This is a genomic window from Enterobacter cloacae complex sp. P40C2 (assembly GCF_014930695.1).
In the GTDB taxonomy this organism is placed as follows: domain Bacteria; phylum Pseudomonadota; class Gammaproteobacteria; order Enterobacterales; family Enterobacteriaceae; genus Enterobacter; species Enterobacter pasteurii.
In genome coordinates this window covers 623,616-639,179 of the sequence record NZ_JADBRP010000001.1, presented here as the reverse complement: position 1 = coordinate 639,179, position 15,564 = coordinate 623,616, and the positions used below count along the sequence as shown (strand labels likewise).

Sequence of the window (15,564 nt, the reverse complement as noted above, 5' to 3'; positions counted from 1 at the left end):
TCCCGTCCCGATCTACCGTTATAGATATAAACGATGCAAAGGAAATAAAGTCTATGAACCGTTACGCAATGGCCGCGCTATGTTTGACGTTATCCGCAGCCGCGCAGGCTGACCGCTTTCGACCGGATGTCGAGGTTAACGTGCCGCCGGAGGTCTTTAGCAGCGGCGGCCAGCGTGCCCAGCCGTGCAATCAGTGCTGTATCTATCAGGATCAAAACTACTCAGAAGGCGCGGTGGTCAGGGCGGAGGGCGTGCTGCTGCAGTGCCAGCGCGATGAGCGCACCATCAGTACGAACCCGCTGGTCTGGCGTCGCGTAAAAGAATAAACGCCTCAAGCAGCGGAATATCCGCCGGGGCTAAATCATAGGCGAAAGCCTCTTCCGGCGTGCACCACACTAGCGCCGAGTGGTAATGCGCCCTGAGCTCGCCGCTAAAGTCGGGCACGTGCCACGCGTGGAGATGGATCAGGCGCTGCGACACCTCCCGCTGGTGGCTTGCCACGTACCGCGCGGGTACGGCCTCAATGCCGAGTTCTTCACGCAGTTCGCGGATCAGCGCCTGTGGCTGGGTCTCACCGGCTTCAACCTTGCCCCCTGCAAACTCCCACATTCCGGGCTGATCGGCATGGGCTGGACGCTGCGCCAGTAAAATTTTGCCCTCTTTTTCGAGGATGGCCGCAACAACATCGAGTGTTTTCAGCATGTTCGTCAATAATTAATAGCGGAAAACGACATATTATCGTCCCCTTTCAAAGAGTCCAGTCATCAGGAGAATCAGGTGAAAGAGACATCCGCCTGGGTTGCCCCCATCGAATCCCTTCCCGTCAGCCTCAAGCCCATTGCCGCCATGCAGAAAAAACATTTTGGCTCGGTGCTTAATCCCACCCGCTGGTGGGGGCGCATGCCGCGTCTTTTCTGGCTGGTGGCGCTGTTTGTCGGCTATCTGGAGCGGCGCCAGGCGCGTTTGTCCCCGGCGCTGCGCTCGCTGCTGATGACCCGCGTCTCGCAGATTTGCCACTGCGCATTTTGTATCGATGCCAACAGCCTGCGTCTGGCCGAGCGGAGCGGGGCGCTGGATAAAGTGCAGGCCGTTAGCGACTGGCAAACGTCCACCCTGTTCAGCGAGGAGGAGCGCGCCGCGCTGGCCTTTGCGGAAGCGGTCACCGCCACGCCGCCTCGTGTCGATGACAGCATCAAAAGCCAGCTAAAGCGCCACTTTACGCAGGACGCTATCACCGAAATGACGGCCCTGATTGCGTTTCAGAACCTGTCCGCCCGCTTCAATGCGGCACTCGATATTCCGGCTCAGGGGCTGTGCGCCACGTTTAAAGGAAAACCGCATGCTGGATAAACATCTGCACCCCCGGCTGAAGCCCGGGCTTAACCAGCTGGCTGCCGCCCTGGATAAGCCGTTTATCACGCCCGACGGGCTAACGCTCGTCGGGTTTGCCGCAGGCGCGCTGGCGCTGCCCTTTCTGGCGCTCGGCTGGTACCCGGCGGCGCTGGTCGCCATTGTGCTGAACCGGCTGCTGGATGGGCTGGACGGCGCGCTGGCGCGTCGACGCGGCCTGACGGACGCGGGAGGATTTCTTGATATCGCCCTCGACTTCCTGTTTTACGCCCTGGTGCCGTTTGGCTTTGCGCTGGCTGCACCGGCTGAAAATGCGCTGGCCGCCGCCTGGCTGCTGTTCGCGTTTATCGGCACGGGCAGCAGCTTCCTCGCCTTCGCCGCGCTGGCCGCGAAACACGATATTGATAATCCTGGCTATGCGCACAAGTCGTTTTATTACATCGGAGGTTTGACGGAAGGGACGGAGACCATCGCGCTGTTTGTGCTGTGCTGCCTGTTTCCGGCGCACTTCACGCTGTTTGCCTGGGCGTTTGGCGCGCTGTGCTGGCTGACCACCACAACGCGCGTCTGGAGCGGTTACGCGACGCTGAGATCGCTCAACCGCTAGCGTGAACTCTCGGGGCCGCGCTCGCCGCGGGAGACCGGGTTTTGCGGATGGCTGCTCCATTCGTACCAGCCTCCGTCATAGACCGCGACGTTCTGCCAGCCCATGGCGCGGGCGTACATAAAGGCTTCAGAGGCGCGCCAGCCGGTACCACAGTAAAACGCAACGTGCTGCTCCGGCAGGATATTCCACGTTTTCCACATGGCGGCGATATCGTCGGCGCTGCGCATGGTGCCGTCCGGGTTGTGGAAGTCTTCCATGTGGGTCGCGTCGCTGCCCGCGTGGCCCCAGCGCGCGCCGGCAATTTCTCCTTTCGGCTTGATATAGCTGTAGCCGCTGGTTTCGCCGGTGAATTCCGGCCAGGAGCGAATGCTCACCAGCGACGCATCCTGACGGTGCAGCATCCCGCGGGCCCGATCCATATCCACCATCAGCTGTGGCTGGCCCGGGATCGGCGCGCCAAAATCAGGGGCTGGCTTTACGCTTGCAGGCGTACCGCGTTCAACGGGCAGGTTTGCGTCGGACCACGCCCTCCAGCCGCCGTCCAGAATGCGCACATCCTTCACGCCCGCGTAGAGCATGATCTGCGCCACGCGCGCGGCGGCATAGACGTCACGACCGTACAGAATGACGGTGGTATCGTGACGGATCCCGTGCTTCGCCAGCATCGCTTTCAGCGCCTCGTCAGAGACTTTATTCCACAGCGGCTCGCTTTCCACTTCGTTGGTGTCGATGTAGCCCGCGCCGGGAATATGGCTCAGCAGATACAGCTTTGGCGCGCCCCATCCGGCCTCAATCACCTTCCAGTCGCCTGCCGGTGCTGCCGTAACCGGCTTGCCCTGCTGTAGCCGGTGGATCCACTGCGGATAGACCAGCTGCTCGAAGTGCGCCAGCCGCTGCAGGCGATCGGCCTGCTGTAGGGCATCGCTCAGGGTGGTGATGCGGCTAAAGCCCGCGTTTTCCAGCCGCGCTTTGACGGCCCGGTTGTCTTCATCGCTGCCATAGAGCGCAATTGGCGCGTCCGGCGAAAGACGATGCCGCGTTGCCCAGCCGCTGAGCTGGTCATCGCTCATCGTCCCAAGCCAGCTGGCGGAGAGATTAAGCGCGGCGGGCTCATGTCCGGACGTTCCGCTCAGGGTTTGCGGCCAGCCGTTATAGAACGCGCTGATACGCGTATCGATTACCGCGCCGTTCTGTGCCTGTAGCTGGGCCAGCGTGAGGGCATGGGGCATATCAGCCGCCGTGGAGGAGAGTGAGGCGAGGCCGCAGAGCAGGGCCAGCGCGGTCAGTTGAGAAACACGTTTCATCGAAAAACCTGACGTCATTAAAAGGGGATGGCATTGTCGTCTCTCCTGCCGCCAAAAACATTGCGTTAGCACATTATTGCCAGCGAGAAATTCCAATCACCTGCCCGCCGGGGGGAATATCGTCCTCATCGTGCGTGACCAGCACCACAGGAATAGCGCGCTGGCGAGCCACCTCAAATACCCAGGCGCGAAATGACGCGCGCAGCGCTTTATCAAGGCGGCTGAACGGCTCGTCGAGCAGCAGCGCCTGCGGCTCGGCGAGCAGGGCGCGCAGCAGGCTGACCCGGGCGCGCTCGCCGCCCGACAGGGTGGCCGGATCGCTGGCGTAATGGTTTGCCAGCCCGGCTGACGCCAGGGCCTGCTCTACCGCCTGGCGACGTGCGCGCCCGGCGACGCGCGCCGGCAGCGCCAGCATCAGGTTTTGCCCAACGCTGAAGGCGTCAAACAGCAGGGCATCCTGAAACAGGATGCCGATCCCGCGCGCTTCCACGGCGAGGGTATCGCAGCGACGATCGTTCAGCCACAGCTCGCCGTGCGCCTTAAAATCAGCGGACAATGCCCCCACCATCCAGGAAAAAAGGGTCGATTTCCCGCTGCCGGATGGCCCCATCAGCGTCACGATCTCACCCGCCGGGACGCTGAAGTTCACATCATGAAACAGGGGGGAGATGGTGAGATTTTTCACGTTCAGCATTAACGTAATCCTTGTCGGTAGCGGCCTGCGAGCCGCGAGAGCAGCGCGGCAAGGGCGAATACGCTGCTGGCCAACAGCAGCAGGCCCAGCGCCCGGGACGCCAGAACGGGAACGCTGCCGCCGCTGCTGAGGGCAACCGCCTCCGTCGTCAGCGTGGCGAAGCGTCCAGCCCCCAGCCAGAGGGTGGGCATGTACTGCGCCATGCTCACGGAAAATCCGGTGGCAAAGGCCAGCAGGGCCGGACGAACCATCAGGGGGCATTTCACTAACCAGAAAATTTTCGCCTGTTCCCATCCCAGCGTTCTGGCGGTCAGGATCAGGTGGGGATCGAGCCTGCGCCAGGCCGGCTGCAGCACCAGAAGCATCCACGGGATAACCCAGAGCAAATGGCTCCAGAGCACGGCGGCGTACTGACCGTCGATGCCCAGCCGCAGCGCAACGGCATACTGCCCGGACACAAGCGGCAGTGCGGGAAGCGCAAGCGGCAGCCAGATCCACCGCGCGCCGCGCGGCGGTCCCCACTCAAGCCAGAGAAAGAGGAGCGCCAGCGCAAGCAGGCTGGACAGCAGCCCCAGCGACAGGCTGTCGCTGACCGGGCCGACGTCGTCCCGACCCGCCAGCATCAGCAGGACAACGGCACAAAGCGCGCCGCACAGCGGCAGTAATCCGCCAAGGGGCCGTGCGGGCAACGCGCTGTGCGGAGCACGACGACGCCCCGAGACGTCAGGCTGCGAGCGCCGCCATGCGGCCCAGAGGCCGTATCCCGCCGCGGCCAGCGCGGCCAGCAGCAGGAGCAGCGCCAGGCACAGCAACGTTCCCTTTATCTGCTGCTGCGCATCGCCCTGGGTAAGCCACTGCCAGGCCAGCACCGCTAGCGTGGGCGGATTGCCCGGCCCGAGCACGATCGCCACGTCCACCACGGAAAGCGACCAGGCGAGCACCGCCAGCATCACGGCGCCCAGCGCGGGGGCGATTGCCGGGATTATCAGCCAGCAGAGTGCCTGCATCCGTCCGTAGCCCAGGGTATGCAGCACAATCTTCTGCTGAGCGAGACGCTTTTCAGGCAGCGCGGCGTACAGCGCCCACAGGACGAACGCGCTCTCTTTGACCGCGAGCGTAAGCCCAAGCCCGATACCGTAGCGGTCCAGCTGCGGCGAGCAGAGCGTGCACATCCGGTAAAACGCGCCCCCTTCGGCGAACAGCAGCAGCGCGCTGGTGGCGAAGGCGACGTGCGGCACGGCTAACAGCCACGGCAGGCGGGCGGTCAGGCGCTGCCAGCCTTCACCCGGCCAGAGAAGCGCAAGCAGGCTCAGGGCGATGAACAGAGAGCCCAGCGTCGCGATAAGCGATGAAACCAGCGTGGCAGCCAGCGCCTGCGGCAGCTGCGGGTCGGCAAACAGCGCCGCCCAGCCGGCGGGGGAAAACGCCGGTGCGAGCAGCATTCCGCTGGCGGGAAGCAGCGGCAGATAGATGGCTGCCATAGCAGCCCACGCCAGCCCGCTTAGCGGGTACCGTAGCGGCGAAGCCATTCCTGCTCCAGGGCGTTAACCCAGGCGGCGTGCGGTTCGGGAAGCACGTCAGGGGTGCCAGCGGGCGTAAATAAACGAAGTTGTTTTGCCTCATCCGCAGGCAGCCTGTCGGCATCCAGCACGCTCGGGTCACCCCAGACGGCAGGATCGGCTTTGCGGATCTGCGCCTGCGGTGAAAGCAGAAAGTTCGCCACGACTTTTGCGCCCGCGCTCGCGCCGGCATTTGCCGGGATAGCGACAAAATGGACGTTGCCGAGCATGCCCTGACGAAAGCCGAAGCTGTAGCTGTCGGCAGGCAGTTCACCGTTCGCCACCTTTTGCCGCGCGTGAGCGGGGTTGAAGGTCAGCGACAGGTTAAGGCTGCCGCTGGCGAGAAGGGTATCCATGCGCGCGGGCGAGGCGGGAAAATCATTCCCTTCGCGCCAGAGCAGGGGATGCAGGGTATCAAGGTAGGCCCACAGCGGGGCGGTGACCTGGGCAAAGGTGCCATCAGGCGCTTTTTTTAACGCGTCCGGGCGGGCGGTCAGCGTCAGAAGCAGCTGCTCAAGAAACGCGGTGCCGGTAAAATCCGGCGGGCGCGGATAGCTCACCTTGCCAGGGTGCTGCTGCGCGTAGGCCAGCAGCGCCTGCGGATCTGCCAAAGGCGTCGGCATGCTCGCTTTCCGGGCGATAAAGGTCAGCTGGGCGCCGCCCCACGGCGATTCCGCCCCGTCGGTCGGGACGGCAAAATCTTCCGTCACCGGCTTACGGGTATCGACGTAGCGCCAGTTGGGCAGGGTCTGCGCCCAGCCGCTGAGCAGCAGGTTTGCCTCTTTCAGCGTGCGAAAATTTTCGCCGTTCACCCAGAGCAGATCTACCGACCCGTTGCTGCCGCGTCCCGCGGCCCGTTCCGTCTGGATCCGTTTGACCGCGTCGGCGGCATCGGCCAGATGAACGATCTTAAGGTTAATGGCGTAGTGCGTTTTCATTTCGCCGCTTACCCAGTCGAGATAGCGGTTAACGGCCCCATCGCCGCCCCAGGCGTTAAACCAGACGGTCTGCCCTTTAGCCTGCTGTTGAATGGTCTGCCAGCCCTCTGCGGCAGCGGCAGACGTTGCCAGCAGCAGGCCAGTCAGAAACGCGCAAAAACGCACCCGGCGCATAATGCCTCACTTTTTATTCGAAGGGTTGTAACGGGAAAATAGCCAGCGAGTGACCAGCGGTAATAGCCCTAATAGTGTAAAGGCGAACAGCAATCCCGGCGACAGAATATCGCGCAGCGAGGCGAGTTTCCCCAGCTCGCGTCCCGCGTTCAGATAGATGACGGTGGCGGGCAGCATGGCAAGCTGGCTTACCCACCAGTAGCGACGCACCGTAATCCTAGTCAGCCCCATCAGCAGGTTGACCAGAAAAAAGGGGAACAGCGGCATCAGGCGCAGGGCAAAAAGGTAGCGCGCGCCGTCGCGCGCCATTCCCGCATCGATCGTTTGCATCTGGGCGGCAAAGCGCCGCTGAACCCCGTTGCGCAGCAGGTAGCGGCTGGCGAGCATGGCAAGCGTCGCGCCGAGCGTTGAGGCAAATGAAACCAGCAGCACCGCCTCACACAGGCTGAACAGCGCCCCGCCGAGCAGCGTCAGAAGGGCCGCGCCGGGTATCGACAGCGCGGAGACCGCGACGTAAACCGCAAAATAGAACAGCGCACTCTGAACGGGCGCCTGCTCCACCCGATCGAGCAACGTTTGCTGGTGCATTTTTAACGCGTCGAGGGTGAGGGTGCCCGGAGGAAGCAAAACAACGATCGAAACAAATGCGCCCGTAAGGGCGCACAGGAGAATGGATTTTTTTACGTTCACCGGAAGTTACAGCTTGAACGTTGCCCATACGGGCGCATGGTCGGACGGCTTTTCCATGCTGCGGATGTCATAGTCGATTCCGGTTTCGATGCAGCGCTCGGCCAGCGGCGAACTGGCAAGAAGCAGATCGATGCGCAGGCCGCGGTTGTCATCGAAGCCTTTCGAGCGGTAGTCAAACCACGAGAAGCGGTCCTGCGTTTCCGGGTTGGCATTACGGAAGGTATCCACCAGACCCCAGCCGAGCAGGCGCTCCATCCACTCGCGCTCTTCCGGCAGGAAGGAGCATTTACCGGTGCGCAGCCAGCGCTTGCGGTTCTCTTCGCCAATGCCGATATCCAGATCCGTCGGGCTAATGTTCATGTCGCCCATGATCAGCACCGGATTCTCTTTTTTGAGCTCGGTTGCCAGGTAGTTTTGCAGGTCCTGGTAAAACTTGGCCTTGGCCGGGAATTTGGTTTCATGATCGCGGCTTTCACCCTGCGGGAAATAGCCGTTGATAACGGTAATGTTGCCCAGTGCGGAAGGAATTTCCGCCATGATGATGCGGCGCTGCGCCTCTTCCCCGTCGCCCGGGAAGCCACGACGCACCGAAACCGGCGTGTCTTTAGTCAGTAGCGCAACGCCGTAGTGGCCTTTCTGTCCGTGGTAAAAGACGTTATAGCCCAGCTTTGCTACCTCTTCGAGAGGGAACATATCGTCGTGAACTTTTGTCTCCTGCAGGCCGATCACATCTGGCTGATGTTGCTCAACAATCGCTTGAAGCTGATGAGGGCGGGCACGCAGGCCGTTGATATTAAAAGAGACAAATTTCATAGTCGCTGCCAATGCAAGGTGAATAGTGGAAGGATGGTAGCAGAATTTGCGTCGTCTGTTATCCGCTTCGCCCAATTACTGCGACAGATAATGCCGGTGGTGCAATATTTGCACCATTTCAACGCGCGTTGCTCTCTGACAGGGCGTAAATAACCAATAAATTTCGCGAGCGATCACAATTCCAGAATTATATTTGGCTTCTGCATACTCTTTCTTGTTTTCATGCCGCAAAGCGCCGCTTACCGTAAAAATATTCACTTATTATGCATTAACAGTGAATAACTCCATATTCTAACCCGTTGATATTCTGTTACCTCCTCCCTTTTATGCATTTTTATCGCTGGCTGGCACGAACGCTGCAATCTACATTCACAGTGCAAACACTCAATTATTTAACATTTAAACAACCTTTTATTTACCGGATGAGGTCGCTATGTCTCTGTCAATTACGCGTGAAAATTTCGATGAATGGATGATGCCGGTATACGCTCCGGCGGCTTTTATTCCGGTACGTGGGGAAGGCTCGCGCCTGTGGGATCAGCAGGGCAAGGAGTACATCGACTTTGCGGGTGGCATTGCGGTAAATGCGCTGGGCCATGCGAACCCGGCGCTGCGTCAGGCGCTGAACGATCAGGCGGCGAAGTTCTGGCATACCGGCAACGGGTATACCAACGAGCCCGCGCTGCGTCTGGCGAAGAAGCTGATCGACGCCACGTTTGCAGAAAAAGTCTTTTTCTGTAACTCCGGGGCGGAAGCTAACGAAGCGGCGCTGAAGCTGGCGCGTAAGTATGCCCACGATAAATTTGGTACCCACAAGAGCGGGATCGTCGCGTTCAGGAACGCGTTCCATGGCCGCACGCTGTTTACCGTCAGCGCGGGCGGTCAGCCCTCGTATTCGCAGGATTTTGCACCGCTGCCGCCCGATATCCGTCACGCGGTGTACAACGATTTACAGTCCGCCAGCGAGCTGATTGACGACGCCACCTGCGCGGTGATCGTGGAGCCCATGCAGGGCGAGGGCGGCGTCATGCCCGCGCAGCAGGCGTTCCTTCAGGGGCTGCGCGAGCTGTGCGACCGTCATAACGCGGTACTGATTTTTGACGAAGTGCAGACGGGCGTGGGCCGCACCGGCGAGCTGTACGCCTACATGCACTATGGCGTAACCCCGGATGTGCTGTCGACGGCCAAAGCGCTGGGCGGCGGCTTCCCGATCGGCGCGATGCTGACCACGGAAAAATTCGCCAGCGTGATGACCGTGGGCACGCACGGCACCACCTATGGCGGCAACCCGCTGGCAACGGCCGTGGCCGGACAGGTTCTGGATATCATCAATACCCCGGAAGTGCTGAAGGGTGTTAAACAGCGTCACGACTGGTTTGTGGAGCGTCTGAATGCCATTAACAGTAAGACCGGCCTGTTTAAAGAGATCCGCGGCCTGGGGCTGCTGATTGGCTGCGAACTCGCCCCTGAGTTTGCCGGCAAGGCGAAGCTGATTTCGCAGGAGGCGGCAAAACAGGGCGTGATGGTGCTGATTGCCGGTGCCAGCGTGGTGCGCTTTGCTCCTGCGCTGATCGTCAGCGAAGAAGAGGTCAGAACCGGGCTGGACCGTTTTGCGCTGGCCTGCGAAGCGGTGAAGGCCGGGGTGTCATCATGATGGTTATCCGTCCCGTTGCGCACGGCGATCTCGCCGGGCTTATGCAGCTTGCCGGTAAGACAGGCGGCGGGCTGACCTCGCTGCCTGCCGATGAAAAAACGCTGTCGGCGCGCATTGAGCGCGCCCTGCAAACCTGGCAGGGGACGTTGCCAAAGAGCGAACAGGGCTATGTGTTCGTGCTGGAAGATACCGACACGGGAACCGTGGCGGGGATCTGCGCCATCGAGGTGGCCGTCGGGCTTAACGATCCCTGGTACAACTACCGCGTCGGCACGATGGTTCACGCCTCGAAAGAGCTGAACGTCTACAACGCGCTGCCGACGCTCTTTCTCTGCAATGACCATACCGGCGCCAGCGAGCTCTGCACGCTTTTCCTCGATCCGGACTGGCGCAAGGAGGGCAACGGCTATCTGCTTTCCAAATCGCGCTTTATGTTCATGGCCGCCTTTCGCGACCGCTTCAACGAAAAGGTGGTTGCCGAGATGCGCGGCGTGATCGACGAGACGGGCTACTCGCCGTTCTGGGAGAGCCTGGGGGAACGCTTCTTCTCCATGGAGTTCAGCCGTGCGGACTACCTGTGCGGCACCGGCCAGAAGGCGTTTATCGCCGAGCTGATGCCGAAGCATCCTATTTATACCCATTTCTTAACGCCGGAGGCGCAGGCGGTGATTGGCGAGGTCCATCCGCAAACCGCTCCGGCCCGCGCGGTGCTGGAGAAAGAGGGATTTCGCTACCGTAACTACGTCGACATCTTCGACGGCGGCCCCACGCTGGAATGCGACATCGACCGCGTGCGCGCCATCCGCAAGAGCCGTCTGGTTGAGGTCTCTGAAGGCCAGCCCGCGCCGGGCGAGTGGCCCGCCTGCCTGGTATCGAACGAGAATTACGCCAACTTCCGCGCCATGCTGGTGCGAACCAACCCGACCTGCGAGCGGCTGGTACTGACCGCCGCGCAGCTGGATGCCCTGAAATGTAACGCCGGCGACGCGGTTCGCCTGGTGCGACTCTGCCCTGAGGAGAAAACAGCATGACATTATGGATTAACGGCGACTGGATAACGGGCGAAGGCGAGGCGCGGATTAAAACCAATCCGGTGGGTCAGGAGGTGCTCTGGAAGGGAAACGACGCCAGCGCCGGACAGGTTGAGCAGGCCTGCCGCGCCGCACGCCGCGCGTTTCCGGCATGGGCGAAACGGCCTTTCACCGAGCGCCAGGCGCTGGTTGAGAAATTTGCGGCGCTGCTGGAGGCCAATAAAGCCGAGCTGACCCGCGTTATCGCCGCCGAAACCAGCAAGCCGCGCTGGGAGGCGACAACCGAAGTCACGGCGATGATCAACAAAATCGCTATTTCGGTGAAGGCGTACCACGCCCGCACCGGCGAGCAGCATACCGAGATGCCGGACGGCGCCGCCACGCTGCGCCACCGTCCGCACGGCGTGCTGGCGGTGTTTGGCCCGTATAACTTCCCCGGTCATCTGCCGAACGGGCATATCGTCCCCGCGCTGCTGGCGGGCAATACCGTCATCTTCAAGCCGAGCGAGCTCACGCCGTTAACCGGCGAGGCGGTGGTGAAGCTGTGGGAGCAGGCCGGGCTGCCGCCGGGCGTGCTGAATCTGGTGCAGGGCGGGCGTGAAACCGGTCAGGCGCTGAGCGCGCTGAGCGACGTTGACGGCCTGCTGTTCACCGGCAGTGCCGGAACGGGCTATCAGCTCCATCGCCAGCTGGCGGGGCAGCCGGAAAAAATTCTGGCGCTGGAGATGGGCGGCAATAACCCGCTGATCGTCGAGGATCCGGACGATATTGATGCCGCCGTGCACCTGACCATTCAGTCGGCCTTTATTACCGCCGGGCAGCGCTGCACCTGCGCGCGTCGTCTGCTGGTCAGGCGCGGCGCGCAGGGGGATGCATTCCTGAAGCGTCTGGTTGAGGTGAGCGCGCGTCTGGTGCCCGCCCGGTGGGACGCCGAGCCGCAGCCGTTTATTGGCGGGCTGATCTCCGAACAGGCCGCGCAGAACGTGCTGAAGGCCTGGCAGGATCGCGTCAACCGCGGGGCCAAAACTTTGCTGGAGCCGAAACTGGTAGCCCCCGGCACGTCGTTACTGACGCCGGGGATTATTGAGATGAGCGGCGCCGACGGCGTGCCGGACGAGGAGGTCTTTGGCCCTCTGCTGTGCGTCTGGCGCTATGACGATTTTGATGCGGCAATCGGGATGGCCAACAATACCCGATACGGCCTGTCGAGCGGCCTGATATCGCCGCACCGCGAGAAGTTCGAGCAGCTGCTGCTCGAAGCGCGCGCCGGGATCGTGAACTGGAACAAACCGCTGACCGGGGCGGCGAGCACCGCGCCGTTTGGCGGCGTAGGCGCCTCGGGCAACCATCGCGCCAGCGCGTGGTATGCCGCTGATTACTGCGCGTGGCCGATGGCAAGCCTCGAAACCCCGTCGCTGACGCTGCCGGAGACGCTCAATCCGGGGCTGGACTTCACCCAGGGAGACGCCCATGAAAGCGCGTGAGGTTAACTTCGACGGGCTGGTGGGGCTGACGCACCACTATGCCGGGCTTTCCTTCGGGAATGAAGCCTCGACCAGGCACCGGTTCCAGGTTTCGAACCCGAAGCTGGCGGCGAAGCAGGGGCTGCTGAAAATGAAGGCGCTGTCCGATGCCGGTTTCCCGCAGGCGGTGATCCCGCCGCAGGAGCGCCCGAACGTGGCGGTGCTGCGCCAGCTGGGTTTTAGCGGCACGGATGAACAGGTGGTGGAAAAAGCGGGCACGCAGACGCCACACCTGCTTTCCGCGGCCAGCTCTGCCTCTTCGATGTGGGTGGCGAATGCCGCCACCGTCGCACCGTCGGCGGATACGCTGGACGGCAAAGTGCATCTCACCGTCGCTAACCTGAACAACAAATTCCACCGCGCCAGCGAAGCGGACACCACCTGGCGCGTGCTGCGCGCCATCTTTAATCATGACGCCCATTTTGAGGTGCATCAGGCGCTGCCGCAGGTCGCGATGTTTGGCGACGAAGGGGCGGCCAACCATAACCGTCTGGGCGGCGATTATGGCGATCCGGGGCTGCAGCTGTTTATCTACGGACGTGAGGAGGGCGGCCATCTCGCGCCGGTTCGCTATCCGGCGAGGCAAACCCTGGCCGCAAGCCAGGCGGTTGCGCGGCTGAACCAGGTTAATCCCTCCCAGGTCATTTTTGCTCAGCAAAATCCGCAGACGATCGACCAGGGCGTGTTCCATAACGACGTGATTGCCGTTTCCAACCGTCAGGTGCTGTTCTGCCACGAGCAGGCGTTCGTCCATCAGGAAAAGCTGCTGGCTACGCTGCGCGAGCGCGTGCCGGGATTTATGCCGATTCAGGTACCCACGCGGGCGGTTAGCGTGCAGGATGCCGTTGAAACCTACCTTTTCAACAGCCAGCTGCTGAGCCGGGATGACGGCAGCATGATGCTGGTGTTGCCCCAGGAGTCCCGCAATCATCAGGGCGTCTGGCGCTATCTCAGCGAGCTGGTGCAGGCGGATAATCCGATTGATGAACTCCGCGTGTTCGATCTGCGGGAAAGTATGGCCAACGGCGGGGGACCGGCCTGTCTGCGCCTGCGCGTGGTGTTAACGCCACACGAATTGCAGGCGGTGAATCCGGCGGTGATGATGAGCGACGCGCTGTTCAACACCCTCAACGACTGGGTGGACCGCTACTATCGCGATCGTATGGTTCAGGCCGATCTGGTCGATCCGCAGCTGCTGCGTGAAGGCCGCGAGGCGCTGGATACATTATCGACTATCCTGCAGCTGGGTTCGGTTTATCCGTTCCAGCGCTAAGGAGAGGGTATGGAGAATTTACTGGCGCTGACCCTGACAGCAGAGACGCCGGAGCTGCAAGAGGGGGACGGCCCCTCGTTCCACTGGCGGTGGCTGGGGCCGGGCGTGCTTGAGCTGACGCCGACAGGGGAGTATGACCTTTCGCTGCTGCTTTCTGCCGGTATTCACGGGAACGAAACGGCACCCGTGGAGATTGTCGATATTGTGCTGCGCGCGCTGTTCCACGGGGCGTTCGCGCTGCGCTGTCGTCTGCTGGTGGTGCTGGGGAATCCGCCCGCGCTGGCGCAAAACCAGCGCTATCTCGCAAGCGACCTCAACCGCATGTTTGGTGGCCGCTGGGCACAGTTCCCGGTGAGTGATGAAACGGCGCGCGCCCGGTGGCTGGAGGCTACCGTTGCCGCGTTTTTTGCCGACGCGGGGGCAGCGCGCTGGCACCTCGATCTGCATACCGCCATCCGCGCCTCGTACCACGTACGTTTTGGCGTGTTGCCGCAGCGTCACCAGCCGTGGGATGAAGCGTTTCTGACCTGGCTTGGCGACGCGGGGCTGGAGGCGCTGGTCTTTCACCAGGCGCCGGGCGGCACCTTCACCCACTTCACCTGCGAGAATTTCGGCGCGCTGTCCTGCACGCTGGAGCTGGGAAAAGCGCTGCCGTTCGGGCATAACGACCTGACGCGCTTTGCCCCTACGCAGCATGCGCTTTCGGCGTTGCTGGGAGGTGAGATGCAGACACGCGCGCAGGGGCACGTGGCGCGCTATCGGGTGGTGCAGCAGATCACGCGCCGCAGCGATGCTTTCCGTCTGCATATGGCGCCCCACACGCTGAACTTTACGCCGTTCCGGCAGGGCGTCCTGCTGGCGGAAGATGGAGATGAACGCTATGTGGTACAGCAATCCACGGAATATGTGTTATTCCCCAATCCGTCGGTCGCGTTTGGTCTGCGAGCCGGGCTGATGCTGGAAAAAATGGCCTGATCGTTTCCCCTCGCATCGACCGGAGGGGAAACGGTTTATTAATTTCTTAGCGATAAAAGCGTTCTTGTTTTGTTTGCGGAATATTCCTGGATAATTGCTTTATTATTAAACGCCACTTCGCTATACTTCTCCATAATCTCTTTAAAAACAGCTTGTTGAATATTTTCGTTTCATCTCTCCATTATTTTTCCTTAATTTCTCCACAATTGGCGAAAAAGTGTTTTTTATACTTTCATTGTTTTACCGTTGCTCTGATTAATTGACGCTAAACCCCGTAAAGTTAATCTCGTCAACACGGCATAGCGCCGAAGAATAACTGAAAGTAAGGAAAGACATTATGCGTAAATTAACTGCACTGTTTGTTGCCTCTACCCTGGCTCTGGGCGCTACCAGCACCGCGTTCGCCGCCGATACCACGACCACCGCCGCCGCGCCAGCAGAAGGCAAAATGATGATGCATCATAAAGGCAAGCCGGGTATGCACCATGAAATGATGATGTTTAAAGATCTGAATCTGACCGACGCGCAGAAACAGCAGATCCGCGACATCAGAAAAAGCCAGCGTGACCAGATGAAGCGTCCTCCGCTGGAAGAGCGCCGCGCGATGCACGACATCATTGCCAGCGACAGCTTCGATAAAGCCAAAGCCGAAGCGCAGATCGACAAGATGGCTGAGCAGCATAAGGCCCGCATGCTGGCCCATATGGAAACCCAGAACAAGATTTACAACATTCTGACGCCGGAACAGAAAAAACAGTTTAATGCCAATTTTGAGAAGCGTCTGACAGAACGTGCCGCGCCGGAAGGTAAAATGCCAGCACCAGCCGAATAATCGGCTCACACTCTTAAGACCGCCGGGCTCCTGTCTACAAAAGCGAAAACGCTGTGGACAGGACCGGCGGTTTTTCTTTTGCTCCATGCCTAAGGTCTGACCTTACCGCTGCCGATAATACCCCTGTGAAAATGCCCTGGCGCACGG

At 61.1% G+C, this 15,564-nt stretch carries 16 protein-coding genes; 9 read left to right on the top strand and 7 right to left on the bottom strand.

The genetic code is table 11. The features are described from left to right. Positions 1-53 precede the first annotated feature (53 nt). Positions 54-326, top strand: coding sequence for a YnjH family protein (locus IM304_RS03070; protein ID WP_176610587.1), 273 nt, complete (start codon positions 54-56; stop codon positions 324-326). Here the strand turns inward: IM304_RS03070 and IM304_RS03065 are convergent. Then, entirely contained in the window at positions 286-702 is a 417-nt protein-coding gene (locus IM304_RS03065) for a pyrimidine (deoxy)nucleoside triphosphate diphosphatase (protein ID WP_274857156.1), read from the bottom strand. The two genes, IM304_RS03070 and IM304_RS03065, sit on opposite strands and share 41 nt — an antisense overlap. Before the next feature lie 75 nt (positions 703-777). Here IM304_RS03065 and IM304_RS03060 point away from each other — a divergent pair, with 75 nt between their 5' ends. Next, complete coding sequence (locus IM304_RS03060) at positions 778-1,350, top strand: carboxymuconolactone decarboxylase family protein (RefSeq protein WP_193356264.1); 573 nt, start codon at positions 778-780, stop codon at positions 1,348-1,350. Next, positions 1,340-1,957, top strand: coding sequence for a CDP-alcohol phosphatidyltransferase family protein (locus tag IM304_RS03055; protein ID WP_193356263.1), 618 nt, complete (start codon positions 1,340-1,342; stop codon positions 1,955-1,957). The genes IM304_RS03060 and IM304_RS03055 overlap by 11 nt, the downstream gene beginning before the upstream one ends. On the opposite strand, the gene IM304_RS03050 is transcribed toward IM304_RS03055, so the two are convergent. The 6 genes from IM304_RS03050 to xthA form a co-directional block, all read right to left on the bottom strand. Further along, a complete protein-coding gene (locus tag IM304_RS03050; protein WP_193356262.1) occupies positions 1,954-3,261 on the bottom strand; it encodes a sulfurtransferase in 1,308 nt (435 codons plus the stop codon). The two genes, IM304_RS03055 and IM304_RS03050, sit on opposite strands and share 4 nt — an antisense overlap. Positions 3,262-3,334: 73 nt before the next feature. Then, positions 3,335-3,955 (bottom strand): ATP-binding cassette domain-containing protein, encoded by a 621-nt coding sequence (locus tag IM304_RS03045; RefSeq protein ID WP_193356261.1) that lies wholly within the window; start codon positions 3,953-3,955, stop codon positions 3,335-3,337. Next, positions 3,955-5,484 carry a thiamine ABC transporter permease gene (locus IM304_RS03040; RefSeq protein WP_193356260.1) on the bottom strand — a complete coding sequence of 510 codons (1,530 nt, stop codon included), beginning with the start codon at positions 5,482-5,484 and terminating at the stop codon, positions 3,955-3,957. Before IM304_RS03040 ends, IM304_RS03045 begins: the two co-directional genes overlap by 1 nt. After that, positions 5,457-6,617, bottom strand: a complete 1,161-nt coding sequence (locus IM304_RS03035; RefSeq protein WP_193356319.1) for an ABC transporter substrate-binding protein — start codon at positions 6,615-6,617, stop codon at positions 5,457-5,459. The genes IM304_RS03040 and IM304_RS03035 overlap by 28 nt, the downstream gene beginning before the upstream one ends. A 15-nt stretch (positions 6,618-6,632) precedes the next feature. Beyond that, positions 6,633-7,316 carry a TVP38/TMEM64 family protein gene (locus tag IM304_RS03030; RefSeq protein ID WP_193356259.1) on the bottom strand — a complete coding sequence of 228 codons (684 nt, stop codon included), beginning with the start codon at positions 7,314-7,316 and terminating at the stop codon, positions 6,633-6,635. Between the two features lie 6 nt (positions 7,317-7,322). After that, positions 7,323-8,129, bottom strand: a complete 807-nt coding sequence (gene xthA, locus IM304_RS03025; RefSeq protein ID WP_148419103.1) for an exodeoxyribonuclease III — start codon at positions 8,127-8,129, stop codon at positions 7,323-7,325. A gap of 433 nt (positions 8,130-8,562) precedes the next feature. On the opposite strand from xthA, the gene IM304_RS03020 reads away from it, so the two are divergent. The 6 genes from IM304_RS03020 (at position 8,563) to spy (ending at position 15,417) form a co-directional block, all read left to right on the top strand. After that, positions 8,563-9,783, top strand: coding sequence for an aspartate aminotransferase family protein (locus IM304_RS03020; protein ID WP_193356258.1), 1,221 nt, complete (start codon positions 8,563-8,565; stop codon positions 9,781-9,783). Continuing rightward, on the top strand, positions 9,780-10,814 hold the full coding sequence (gene astA, locus IM304_RS03015) for an arginine N-succinyltransferase (protein WP_176610578.1): 1,035 nt from the start codon (positions 9,780-9,782) through the stop codon (positions 10,812-10,814). The genes IM304_RS03020 and astA overlap by 4 nt, the downstream gene beginning before the upstream one ends. Beyond that, the gene (gene astD / locus IM304_RS03010) at positions 10,811-12,298 is read left to right on the top strand and encodes a succinylglutamate-semialdehyde dehydrogenase (protein ID WP_193356257.1); all 1,488 of its coding nucleotides are present in this window, start codon (positions 10,811-10,813) and stop codon (positions 12,296-12,298) included. Before astA ends, astD begins: the two co-directional genes overlap by 4 nt. Continuing rightward, positions 12,285-13,610: an N-succinylarginine dihydrolase gene (astB, locus tag IM304_RS03005; protein WP_193356256.1), complete on the top strand. Its 1,326-nt coding sequence runs from the start codon at positions 12,285-12,287 to the stop codon at positions 13,608-13,610. Before astD ends, astB begins: the two co-directional genes overlap by 14 nt. A gap of 9 nt (positions 13,611-13,619) precedes the next feature. Then, complete coding sequence (gene astE / locus IM304_RS03000; protein WP_193356255.1) at positions 13,620-14,585, top strand: succinylglutamate desuccinylase; 966 nt, start codon at positions 13,620-13,622, stop codon at positions 14,583-14,585. A gap of 337 nt (positions 14,586-14,922) precedes the next feature. After that, positions 14,923-15,417, top strand: coding sequence for an ATP-independent periplasmic protein-refolding chaperone Spy (spy, locus tag IM304_RS02995; protein ID WP_148419092.1), 495 nt, complete (start codon positions 14,923-14,925; stop codon positions 15,415-15,417). Positions 15,418-15,564: the final 147 nt, after the last annotated feature.